9 protein-coding genes are annotated in these 11,872 nt (G+C 70.1%); 8 read left to right on the forward strand and 1 reads right to left on the reverse strand.

All coding sequences use genetic code 11. From position 1 onward, the window contains the following. Window positions 1–189: 189 nt before the first annotated feature. Window positions 190–369 carry a hypothetical protein gene (locus ACFU5F_RS40590; protein ID WP_005479907.1) on the reverse strand — a complete coding sequence of 60 codons (180 nt, stop codon included), beginning with the start codon at window positions 367–369 and terminating at the stop codon, window positions 190–192. A 607-nt stretch (window positions 370–976) separates the two neighbouring features. Between ACFU5F_RS40590 and ACFU5F_RS40595 the strand changes: the two genes are divergently transcribed. The 8 genes from ACFU5F_RS40595 (at window position 977) to ACFU5F_RS40630 (ending at window position 11,702) form a co-directional block, all read left to right on the forward strand. After that, complete coding sequence (locus ACFU5F_RS40595) at window positions 977–4,924, forward strand: nitrate- and nitrite sensing domain-containing protein (protein WP_383898485.1); 3,948 nt, start codon at window positions 977–979, stop codon at window positions 4,922–4,924. Between the two features lie 9 nt (window positions 4,925–4,933). Next, entirely contained in the window at window positions 4,934–5,347 is a 414-nt protein-coding gene (locus tag ACFU5F_RS40600; RefSeq protein WP_005479910.1) for a roadblock/LC7 domain-containing protein, read from the forward strand. A 111-nt stretch (window positions 5,348–5,458) separates the two neighbouring features. Beyond that, on the forward strand, window positions 5,459–5,857 hold the full coding sequence (locus ACFU5F_RS40605; protein ID WP_013000459.1) for a DUF742 domain-containing protein: 399 nt from the start codon (window positions 5,459–5,461) through the stop codon (window positions 5,855–5,857). Next, window positions 5,838–6,413 carry an ATP/GTP-binding protein gene (locus ACFU5F_RS40610; RefSeq protein WP_020114072.1) on the forward strand — a complete coding sequence of 192 codons (576 nt, stop codon included), beginning with the start codon at window positions 5,838–5,840 and terminating at the stop codon, window positions 6,411–6,413. Before ACFU5F_RS40605 ends, ACFU5F_RS40610 begins: the two co-directional genes overlap by 20 nt. A gap of 398 nt (window positions 6,414–6,811) precedes the next feature. Beyond that, a complete protein-coding gene (locus ACFU5F_RS40615; RefSeq protein ID WP_383898488.1) occupies window positions 6,812–10,048 on the forward strand; it encodes a nitrate- and nitrite sensing domain-containing protein in 3,237 nt (1,078 codons plus the stop codon). 10 nt (window positions 10,049–10,058) lie between these two features. Continuing rightward, a complete protein-coding gene (locus ACFU5F_RS40620) occupies window positions 10,059–10,472 on the forward strand; it encodes a roadblock/LC7 domain-containing protein (protein ID WP_005479603.1) in 414 nt (137 codons plus the stop codon). A gap of 98 nt (window positions 10,473–10,570) precedes the next feature. Further along, on the forward strand, window positions 10,571–11,140 hold the full coding sequence (locus tag ACFU5F_RS40625; RefSeq protein ID WP_045561500.1) for a DUF742 domain-containing protein: 570 nt from the start codon (window positions 10,571–10,573) through the stop codon (window positions 11,138–11,140). Next, complete coding sequence (locus ACFU5F_RS40630; protein WP_013000463.1) at window positions 11,121–11,702, forward strand: ATP/GTP-binding protein; 582 nt, start codon at window positions 11,121–11,123, stop codon at window positions 11,700–11,702. Before ACFU5F_RS40625 ends, ACFU5F_RS40630 begins: the two co-directional genes overlap by 20 nt. The last annotated feature ends 170 nt before the right edge of the window (window positions 11,703–11,872 follow it).

The raw sequence follows: 11,872 nt of genomic DNA on the forward strand, positions 1-11,872 counted from the left end.
GGTGGGCTGGTATTTTTGTATACGAGACCGGAGCCAGCCCCCCCCCCCGGGGGGGCGTGCGACGGGCGCCCGGCTGGTGCGGGGCGCCCTTCCCCCTGCGTACGCGGCGTGAGTCCGCCGGAGCTCCGGGAATCTTCACCGGATCCGCGTTGAGCGGATGGCGGATCCCGCGCGTACTTGAGCGTGCAACTACTCCGCCGCCTGGACCGGGACCGTCATCAGAACCGTCCGGCGGGGGTTGGCGGTCTGGGAGGGGAGGTCGACGGAGTGCTCCTGCTCCGGCGTGCGCAGGTCCTCGGCGTCGGCGAGGTGGGCCAGCGTCGTGCGCCGGGGGTTGGCTATGTTGCGGAACATCGTCGTCGTCTTCACTGTTGTCCTGGACCTCGTCGTGTGCGGGCGCCGGGCGGACCGCAAGGGCCGTCCCACAAGCGCGGGTTGTCGGATTCGCCATCCCTGTAAAGCGTCAGGCTAAACATCCGATTCCCGGGTCAAGTCGTGAAGAAGGCATGATCGGCGTGTGAGTTTGCTCACTCAGGCATGGGCAAAACGGGCAATCCAGGCTATCGCCGCGCTCTCATGAAACAGACATAAGCCACCTGAACCCCCCATTCCGCTCCTGATCATGGCGACTGGGACACCCGGCTCGCACCAAGGGATCGCACGGGTATGTCCGCAATAAACGGAATCACCTTCCACACCCGGTGACTTGCCCCTCACATGCTGTCACAGTGGGCAGACCGTTACCCGTTGGCCTTGTTGCGGATCCGGCACTGTGCTGGAATTCCACGGACCGCCGCAGGATCGTGCCGGCGCGCAAGGGCGCAGAACGACAGCGCCTGGCGGCGGTGGATGGGGGGAGCCAGCGCCGGTCACTCACGACCACCCAATCGGGGACGTATTCAGGACGCCCCCGAAGACGCCGACACCGTCCCGCCGTTCACACGGTGGGGCGCCTGGTCCAGAGGTTGCGACGCTAGTGCAGGGACGTTTCAAGAGGGATGGCAGCGCTTCGGCGGAGCCGGAGCCACACAACGGAGCCGGCAACGGTTCCTCCCCCCAGCACGCCCAGAACCCGGGTCCGGCGGAGATCGGCGACGGCGGGGAGCGCTCCGGGCGCCCCGGCGCGTCAGTTGCTCCCCAGCAGTCCGGGAAGCCCAAGGGCGGCACCACCGGAGCTGCCACGAGCGGCTCCCGAATAGCCCTGCGCAACTGGCGCATCTCGACCCGTCTGGTCTCGCTGCTCGCGCTCCCCGTGGTGGCGGCGACCTCGCTCGGTGCCCTGCGTATCGGCGACAACGTCGACGACATCCAGCAGCTCGACAACATGCGGCTGCTCACCGACATGACCAAGCAGGCGACCGAGCTCGCCACCGCGCTCCAGAACGAGCGCGACGAATCCGCCGGTCCCCTCGCGCACGGTCTGGACGCCACCGACTACACCGTCAAGGGCGCCCGCGAGAAGACGGACCAGGCCCGCGTCCAGTTCACCGACGCGACCCAGGCCGCCGAGACCGCGAACACCACCGCGAAGATGCCCGGTGTCCGCGACAGCCTCGTCCGGGTCGTCCGCGAGCTGTACAACCTGAGCAGCATCCGCAAGAACGCCTACGTGGACCCCAAGAACTCCACGCAGACCGTCGAGGCGTACCACCGTCTCGTCGACCAGCTGCTCGAACTGTCCACGGACATGGCCGAGGCCACCAGCAACCCGGAGATGATCTCCCGGACCCGCGCCCTGGCGGCGTTCTCCTCCGCCAAGGAATACGCCTCGGTGCAGCGCGCGGTCATCGCGGCGGCCCTGCCCGAGACCGACGACAAGGCCGGCAAGCTCTCCGAGAACGACCGGCTGTACGCCTTCTCGGCGCTGGGGAACGAGGAGTCCGACCGCACCACCTTCTCCGACATCTACGGTCCCGGTGCCGAGGTGGTCACCCGGCCGATCGACGACGCGAACCCGACCATCGAGGCCTCCGACGTCTACGCGGACCGGGTCCTCGCCAGCGCGGGCGGTCTGGGCGGGCAGGACAAGCGCTCGTACAAGGACTGGACCGACGACTCCGCGGCCAAGATCGAGCAGATGAAGAAGATCGAGGGGTCGCTCCTGGAGGAGATGGAGCAGACCGCCCGCAACCTGCGTGCCGACGCCGAGCAAGAGGCGATCATCTCCGGTGCGCTGATCCTGCTCGTCCTCGGTGTCTCCCTCGTCGGCGCGTTCGTCGTGGCCCGGTCCATGATCCGCTCGCTGCGCCGGCTGCAGGACACCGCGACCAAGGTCGCCCAGGACCGGCTGCCCGAACTGGTCAAGCAGCTGTCGGAGTCGGACCCGCAGGACGTCGACACCTCCGTGGAGTCGGTCGGTGTGCACTCCCGGGACGAGATCGGCCAGGTGGCCGCGGCCTTCGACGACGTGCACCGCGAGGCCGTCCGCCTCGCCGCCGAGCAGGCCCTCCTGCGGGGCAACGTCAACGCGATGTTCACCAACCTCTCGCGCCGCTCCCAGGGCCTCATCCAGCGTCAGCTGTCGCTCATCTCCGAACTGGAGTCGCGCGAGGCCGACCCGGACCAGCTGTCCTCCCTGTTCAAGCTCGACCACCTCGCCACCCGCATGCGCCGTAACGGTGAGAACCTCCTCGTCCTCGCCGGTGAGGAGCCCGGCCGCCGCTGGACCCGTCCGGTCCCGCTGGTCGACGTGCTCCGCGCCGCCGCGTCCGAGGTGGAGCAGTACGAGCGCATCGAACTGTCCTCCGTGCCGACGACCGAGGTCGCCGGCCGTGTGGTCAACGACCTCGTGCACCTGCTCGCCGAGCTGCTGGAGAACGCCACCTCCTTCTCCTCGCCGCAGACCAAGGTCAAGGTCACCGGTCACGCCCTGCCCGACGGCCGGGTGCTGATCGAGATCCACGACACCGGTATCGGCCTCTCCCCCGAGGACCTCGCGGCGATCAACGAGCGGCTCGCCTCGCCGCCCACCGTGGACGTCTCGGTCTCCCGCCGCATGGGTCTGTTCGTGGTCGGCCGGCTGTCGCAGCGGCACGGCATCCGTATCCAGCTGCGCCCGTCCGACTCGGGCGGTACGACCGCGCTCGTCATGCTCCCCGTCGACGTGGCCCAGGGGAACAAGAAGCCCACCCCGGGCAAGCCCGGCCAGGGCGTTCCCTCCAGCGGTGGTCCGGCCGCCGCGCAGGCCGCGGCCGGTGCCGCCGCCGCGCGCCGCCAGACCGGCAACCAGTCGGGTCCGCAGCTCGGCGGGCCCTCCGCCGGCGGTGGTCTCCTCGGCGGTGCTCCGCAGCGCGGGCAGGTCGGCGCCGGCCAGGGTCCGCGGGCCGCGCTGCCCGGCAACCCCAGTGGTCCGGGCGGTCTCGGCAACCCCGGGGGCCCGCGTGGTCCGCAGGGCGGTCCGCCGGTGCCCCCGCAGGGCGGCCGGCCTCCGGCGGGCGCCGGTGCCGGCGGGTGCGGCGGCGGCGGTGCGTTCGGCGGCGGTCAGGCACCCGGCGCCCCGCAGGGCCTGCAGGCCGCCGGGACCGGTGGCCCGAACGGCTTCGAGAGCTTCGACGACTCCGGGCGCCAGGGCGGCTTCCCGACCGGCTCGGGCCTGCGTCCGGCCGGCGGTCCCGGTGACGCCGGTGCGTCCCGGGCCGACGGCGGCTCCGGTGCCGTACCGCCCAAGCAGGGCAAGGAACGTTCCGGCAGGCGCCGTCCGCAGCTGCCCGGCCGCGGTGGTCCGCGCGCCGAGCTGCCCGGCGGCAGCGCCCCGTCACGGACGCCCAGCTGGAGCGACGACAACGCGCAGCCGCCGGCGCCGCGTGCCTCGCTGGACGCCCCGCGCGGCCACGAGGAGCAGCCGGACGTCACCGCGCCCATGCCGCGTGTCGACCCCGGCCAGGCTGCGGGCTCGCCCACGGACTTCCCGCATTCCCCGGGTGCCGACTTCGACAGCCGTCGCCCCGGTGCGGGTACGCCCGCCCAGGACGGCTCCGGCTCCTACGTCCGCTCCGACGTGTTCGGCGGGGCCGGCGCTCCGCCGGCGCCCACCGGTCCGTCCCGGGGCGCGCAGGACCCCTCGTCCACCGGCCAGTTCGCCGCGACGGGCTACGACGCCTCCGGCACGGGCCAGTTCCCGGCGCAGGGCCGGCCGAACCCGCAGGACGCCGGTCAGTACGGTGCACCCGGCCGCCCCGGTCCGCAGGACCCGGGACAGTTCGGCGCACCCGGCCGGCAGAACGGCCAGGGCTCCGGGCGGTACGACGCGCCCGGTCGGCAGAACCCCCAGGACACCGGTCAGTTCGAGCGGCCGCAGGTCAACGGGGAGGGCTACCACGCACCCCGGCCGCCGGTACCGCCGCAGCGTCCGCCGGTGCCCCCGCAGCGCCCCGCGCGTCCGCAGGAGCCGGAGGCACTGCCCCCGGCCACGGGTCCGATGGACGGCCGTACGCCGCTCTACGACACGCTGGAGACCAACTGGTTCCACGGTCAGGGCGGTCAGAACGGCCAGGGTGGCCAGCAGCACGGCCAGAACGGCCACCGGCAGGCACAGCCGGGCAACGGTTCCGCGCCGCAGCAGCCCTCCGCGCCCGCTCCCCAGACTCCGGCCGCTCCTCAGCGTCCGGCGACACCCGCCGCGCCCGCTTCCACCAGCTGGCGCAGCACGCCCAACGACGACCTGGTCCGCCAGGCCGAACGTGCCCGGCAGCCTTCGGCAGGCGGGGTCACCACCTCCGGCCTGCCGCGCCGGGTCCCGCGCGCGAACCTCGTGCCGGGCACGGCTCAGCAGCAGCAGCACCAAACCGGTCCGCAGGTCTCGCGTTCGCCTGACGACGTACGCGGCCGGCTGACCAATCTCCGTCGGGGCATCGCGCAGGGTCGACAGGCCGGCAACGGCCAGACCGGCAGCTTCCCGAGCCCCACTCACCAGCAGGAGCGTTAGTTGAGCCAGATGAGCCAAGCGGCACAGAACCTCAACTGGTTGATCACCAACTTCGTGGACAACACCCCTGGGGTGTCCCACACCGTCGTCGTGTCCGCCGACGGCCTTCTCCTGGCGATGTCGGAAGGCTTTCCGCGCGACCGGGCCGATCAGCTCGCGGCCGTCGCCTCCGGTCTCACCTCGCTCACGGCCGGGGCATCCCGGATCTTCGAGGGCGGGGACGTGGCCCAGACGGTGGTCGAGATGGAACGCGGCTTCCTGTTCCTGATGTCCGTCTCCGACGGATCGTCCCTGGCCGTGCTCGCCCACCCCGAGTGCGACATCGGCCTGGTCGGTTACGAGATGGCACTGCTGGTCGACCGCGCGGGCGCCGTGCTCACGCCCGATCTGCGTGCCGAACTCCAAGGCAGTCTGCTCCACTGACGCCTGCGGATCCACAGACCTCACCACATCACCGTCCGGCCGACACAATCCCCCCACCGGCCCCCGTCAGACGGCACGACTGACCGACCTGCTGTCCCGCTCGGAGGATCAATGACCCCGCCCACCGCTCCTCACGATCCGTACGCAGAGCCGTACGGAGACGAGGGCGACCAGCCTCTGGTTCGGCCGTACGCCATGACCGGTGGCCGGACGCGGCCGCGTTACCAGCTCGCCCTCGAGGCGCTGATCAGCACGACGGCAGACCCCGCGCACCTGTCGGGCCTGCTCCCCGAGCACCAGCGGATCTGCCACCTGTGCCGCGAGGTGAAGTCGGTGGCCGAGGTGTCGGCCCTGCTGTCCATGCCGCTCGGTGTGGCACGGATCCTTGTCGCGGACCTCGCCGAGGCCGGACTCGTCGCGATCCACCAGCCCGGTGGCGACGAGAACGCAGGTGGCGCCCCGGACGTGACTCTGCTGGAAAGGGTTCTCAGTGGACTTCGGAAGCTCTGAATCGGGGCGGGCCACCACCTCGGCGAAGATCGTGGTGGCGGGCGGCTTCGGCGTGGGCAAGACCACGTTCGTCGGCGCCGTCTCGGAGATCAACCCGCTGCGTACCGAGGCCGTGATGACGTCCGCGTCCGCGGGCATCGACGACCTGACCCACACCGGAGACAAGACGACCACCACGGTCGCCATGGACTTCGGCCGCATCACCCTCGACCAGGACCTCATCCTGTACCTGTTCGGCACCCCCGGACAGGACCGCTTCTGGTTCATGTGGGACGACCTCGTCCGCGGCGCCATCGGCGCCATCGTCCTCGTCGACACCCGCCGCCTCGCCGACTGCTTCCCCGCCGTCGACTACTTCGAGAACAGCGGCCTCCCCTTCGTCATCGCCCTCAACGGCTTCGAGGGGCACCAGCCCTACACGCCGGACGAGGTCCGCGAGGCACTGCAGATCGGACCCGACACCCCGATCATCACCACGGACGCCCGCCACCGGTCGGACGCCAAATCGGCGCTGATCACGCTGGTCGAGCACGCTCTCATGGCACGGCTGCGGTAGTTCCGCACAGCCGAAGCACCACGGCTGGGCCCAAAACAGGACCCAAGTCCACAACCGCATACGCCAGTTGTCGTAGTTACACCGGAGCCGGCTGTGTCCTTTGACACGGTCGGCCTCGGTGTTCATAACGTTTCGACAGAGAAATAGGGTGGTACGACCACGCGTCGCGGTCGATCGGTACCGCTGCGCTCACTTTGTCCCCGCTTTTTGCCGGGGCTCGCTCTTTATGACCGTTTTATCTGGGACTTACATCACGCGGAATCGTTGCCTCCCGGTGTTTGGAAGTCCTCAACATGACGTGCTGGAATGCCTGAACTGCCCATTAGTCAAAGACGTACTAGGGCGTGGAGTCACCCGCGGCACGACGTAGGTGCCGGCGCCGAGAGGTTGTTGGTCGAGTGAGGCGAAGCAAGAAAGGTCCCGAGCCGTCGGCGCGGGGCAACTTCACCCCGCCGCCGCGCGGAGCGGCACCCGCACAAGTGACCGGACCGGAGCCGACGGCAGCTCCCGCGCCCAGCGGAAGCCGTCTCTCCCCCCGTAACTGGCGGGTACCCACTCGCCTGAACGCGATCCTCCTCATACCCGTGCTGGTCGGCCTGGTCATGGGCGGCTTCCAGGTGAAGAGCTCGATCGACACCTGGCAGGACGCGCGGGACGCCGAGAAGGTGGCCAAGATCGTATCCGCCGCCGGCGAGTACGGCGAGGCGCTGCTCAACGAGCGCGACATCTCCGCCCAGCCGCTGCTCGACGGCGACCGGGACAGCGAGGTCGTCAAGGACGCCCGCGCCTTCACCGACGAGAAGGCCGACGCCTTCCACACGGAGGTCGTCGGAATGCCCTCCGGGCAGGGTCTGGAGCGCCGACTGCGTCTGGTCGAGGAGGCCGAGCCGCAGATCGACAAGATCCGGCAGACGGCGTTCACCCGCGCCGCCGACCCGGTGCAGACCGAAGAGGGCTACGTCACCGTCGAGCACCTCCTGGCGGAGTTCTCCAACGAGCTCGGCCTCGGTACCGGCAACATCACCGCGTACGGTCGCACGGTCTACGCGGTCACGCTCGCCAAGGGCGCCGCCTCGCTGCAGCGTTCGATCGGCACCCACCTGCTGGTCAGGCCCAGCGAGGACCAGAAGGTCTTCCGTCAGCAGATCACCGCGTTCACCTCGTACGCCTACCTGGAGAACATCGCCGTACAGGAGTACGTCTCCGGCGGTACCGAGGCCGACGCCGCGCGTCTGCAGTCGGTCATGGCGCAGAAGACCGAAGAGGGCAAGAAGCAGGCCGCCGAGGCCGCGGCCAAGGACAAGAACTACGTCCCGCCGCCGGACACCATGCTGAAGATGATCCAGGCGATCGGCAGCGGTGCCTCGCCCGAGGACCTGGCGAAGCAGGGCGTCACCTACCAGAACTGGATGGCGGCCTCGACGCTGAAGTTCGAGGGCTACAGCGAGGTCGAGACCGACCTGATCAACCGCGCGGTGTCCGAGGCCGGCCAGATCGCCTCCGACGCCCAGCGCGACGCCTACGTCAACGGCGCGATCGTCATCGTCGCCCTGCTCGCCGCCTTCATCATCGCCGGGATCATGGCCCGCCAGATGAGCCGCTCGATGCGCCAGCTGCGCAACGCCGCCTTCGGCATCGCCGAGCAGCGTCTGCCGATGCTGGTCGACCAGCTCTCGCGCACCGACCCCGGCCGCGTCGACACCCGGGTCGCGCCGATCCCCATCAACACCACGGACGAGATCGGCGAAGTCGCCCGCGCCTTCGACCAGGTCCACCGCGAGGCCGTCCGGCTCGCCGCCGAGCAGGCCCTGCTGCGGGGCAACATCAACGCGATCTTCACCAACCTCTCGCGCCGCAACCAGTCGCTGATCGAGGGCCAGCTGACCCTGATCACCGACCTGGAGAACAACGAGGCCGACCCGGACCAGCTGGAGAACCTCTTCAAGCTGGACCACCTGGCGACCCGTATGCGCCGTAACGGCGAGAACCTCCTGGTCCTCGCCGGCGAGGAGCCCGGCCGCCGCTGGGACCAGCCGGTCCCGCTGATCGACGTGCTGCGCGCCGCCTCCTCCGAGGTGGAGCAGTACGAGCGCATCGAGCTGTCCGGCGTCCCGGAGGCCGAGATCCACGGCCGCGCCGTGACCGACCTCGTACACCTGCTCGCCGAGCTCCTGGAGAACGCCACCACGTTCTCCTCCCCGCAGACCAAGGTCCGCGTCACCGCCACCCGTCTCCCCGACGGCCGCGTGATGATCGAGATCCACGACAAGGGCATCGGCCTCACCGCCGAGGACTTCGCGGACATCAACCACAAGCTGGCCAACCCGCCGACCGTGGACGCCGCGATCTCGCAGCGCATGGGTCTCTTCGTGGTCGGCCGGCTGTCCGACCGGCACGGCATCCGCGTCCAGCTCCGCCCCTCGGGCGAGCAGGCCGGTACGACCTCGCTGGTCATGCTCCCCGACGTCATCACCCACGGTGGCGGTGGCGAGCAGCAGCCGGCGGCCGACCAGTTCACGGTCTCGCAGATCATCCCGGAGCAGCAGCACGCGTTCCAGCAGCCGGCCGTGGCCCCGATGCGGACCGCCGCCGAGCTGGGCTTCGACGACAGCCGCTACGAGGTGCCGGACGACATCCGCGACCTGGACCCCGTGGGCCGCTCGCTGATGCGCGAGGAGCGCCGTGCGGCCCTGGAGTCCCAGGCGCACCAGAGCCCGCAGCTGCCCCCCGGCCAGACGCCGCGCTACGGCGACGACTTCCAGTCGCCCGAGCCGTCCTACGACAACGGCGCGACGGCCTACGTGGACCAGCAGCAGTCGTACGACCAGCAGACGGCGTACGAGGAGCCGCAGCAGCCGTCGTACGACGAGACGTACTTCGGCCAGGGCACCAACGGCATCGCGAGCGGCAACGGCCACCTGCCGGGCGGGAACGACACGTTCACCGCTACCGGCGGTTACCCCGAGCCCGCCTATGCGGAGTCCGTCCAGGAGGAGCACACGGCGGCCGCCGCGAGCGCCCCGGAGACGTACGCCGGCTTCGAAGAGCAGCCCTATCAGGACGACTGGCCGCAGCAGCAGGACTACCAGACTTCCTACCGCTCCGAGTACGCTCCGGAACCGGAATCCTCGCAGGCCGCTGACGTGAAGGAGCCGGACCGCGTAGGCTTCGACCGTCCGGGTCCCACCCCTTCCGCCGGCCACGCGCTGACCGACGCCGGCCTGCCTCGCCGCGGATCCACCGCGAGCGTGGGCGGCGCGAGCGCGGGTGCCGTGAACGGACGGCAGGAGGTGGCCCAGGACCAGCCGACGGCCGGGGGACCGAACGGCGACTGGCGCTCGGACAACGACGCGCGCTGGCAGCAGGCCTCCCAGCTGAAGAAGCCCAAGGCGGGCGGGGTCACCTCCTCCGGCCTGCCGCGGCGGGTGCCCAAGGCCAACCTGGTCGAAGGCGCCGCCCAGACGACCCCGCAGGGAGGTCCACAGATCTCCCGCGCTCCCGAGGACGTCCGGGGCAGGCTGAGCAACCTGCGCCGGGGTGTCCAGCGAGGGCGCAACGCAAGCAGTGAAACGAACGGCCAGGCCACTAGGAATCACCACAGTGGTCCTGACAGCACCTACAACCAGGAGCGTTAGTGTGAGCCCGATGAGCCAGGCGGCGCAGAACCTGAACTGGTTGATCACCAATTTCGTGGACAACACCCCCGGGGTGTCGCACACGGTGGTGGTCTCCGCCGACGGACTCCTTCTGGCGATGTCCGAAGGGTTTCCCCGCGACCGTGCCGACCAGCTGGCGGCCGTCGCGTCGGGTCTGACCTCTCTGACCGCGGGTGCCTCCCGCATCTTCGAGGGTGGCAGCGTCAATCAGACGGTTGTGGAGATGGAGCGGGGATTCCTCTTCATCATGTCCGTTTCCGACGGTTCCTCCCTCGCCGTTCTCGCACATCCGGAAGCCGACATCGGTCTCATCGGGTACGAGATGGCCCTTCTGGTGGACCGTGCCGGTACCGTCCTGACGCCCGATCTGCGTGCGGAGCTCCAGGGCAGCCTGCTCAACTAACAGTCAGACGGTGCGTTTTGGCGTCCCGGGGCCGTAAGGTTTCGGGACGCGGCTTCCAATGAGCCATGGATGCCAGCACAGTCGGAGGAGGAGAGAACGTGGCAACACCCCCAGGCGGTTCATCGTCGGGCAACTGGTCCTACCCTGGCCAGGGGCCGGGCCAGGGTGACCAGAACCGGTACAACTTCCCCTCCGCACCGAGCCGCCAGCAGCCGTACGCACCGCAGGGCCCCGGCCCTTCCCCGTACGACCAGCCGCCGGCGCCGCGCATCCAGCCCGTGCAGCCGCAACGCCGCACCCCGGAGCCGTCGCCCGCGGGGGCGGCGACCAACCCCCTGGTGCGCCCGTACGCCATGACGGGCGGCCGCACCAGGCCCCGCTACCAGCTCGCCATCGAGGCGCTGGTGCACACCACCGCGCAGCCGCACCAGATGCAGGGCCAGCTGCCCGAGCATCAGCGGATCTGCAACCTCTGCCGGGAGATCAAGTCGGTGGCCGAGATCTCGGCCCTGCTGACGATCCCTCTCGGTGTGGCCAGAATCCTCGTCGCCGACTTGGCGGAGGCGGGTCTGGTCGCCATTCATCAGCCCGGCGGCGACGAGAGCGCCGGCGGCCAGCCAGACGTGACACTGCTCGAAAGGGTGCTCAGTGGACTTCGCAAGCTCTAGCGGAGGGCCTTCCCGCTCCACCACGTCCGCGAAGATCGTGGTGGCGGGCGGCTTCGGCGTGGGCAAGACCACGTTCGTCGGCGCCGTCTCGGAGATCAACCCGCTGCGTACCGAGGCCGTGATGACGTCCGCGTCCGCGGGCATCGACGACCTGACCCACACCGGAGACAAGACGACCACCACGGTCGCCATGGACTTCGGCCGCATCACCCTCGACCAGGACCTCATCCTGTACCTGTTCGGCACCCCCGGACAGGACCGCTTCTGGTTCATGTGGGACGACCTCGTCCGCGGCGCCATCGGCGCCATCGTCCTCGTCGACACCCGCCGCCTCGCCGACTGCTTCCCCGCCGTCGACTACTTCGAGAACAGCGGCCTCCCCTTCGTCATCGCCCTCAACGGCTTCGACGGACAGCAGCCGTACAACCCGGACGAGGTCCGCGAGGCACTGCAGATCGGTCCGGACACTCCGATCATCACCACGGACGCGCGGCACCGGTCGGACGCGAAGTCGGCGCTGATCACGCTGGTCGAGCACGCGCTGATGGCCCGCCTGCGGTAGGTCCGCGGCGCTCAGCCGAGCACGAAAGGGGACCCCTTCCATGCCTTGGGAGGGGTCCCCTTCGTTGTGCGTTCGGGTGCGGTTGAGTGGGACTTCTCGCGCAGTTCCCCGCGCCCCCGAAAAGCCGGGGCCGCGCCCCATGCTTTTCAGACATCAGGGGCGCGGGGAAC

It is taken from the genome of Streptomyces sp. NPDC057438 (assembly GCF_042802995.1).
Lineage (GTDB): Bacteria > Actinomycetota > Actinomycetes > Streptomycetales > Streptomycetaceae > Streptomyces.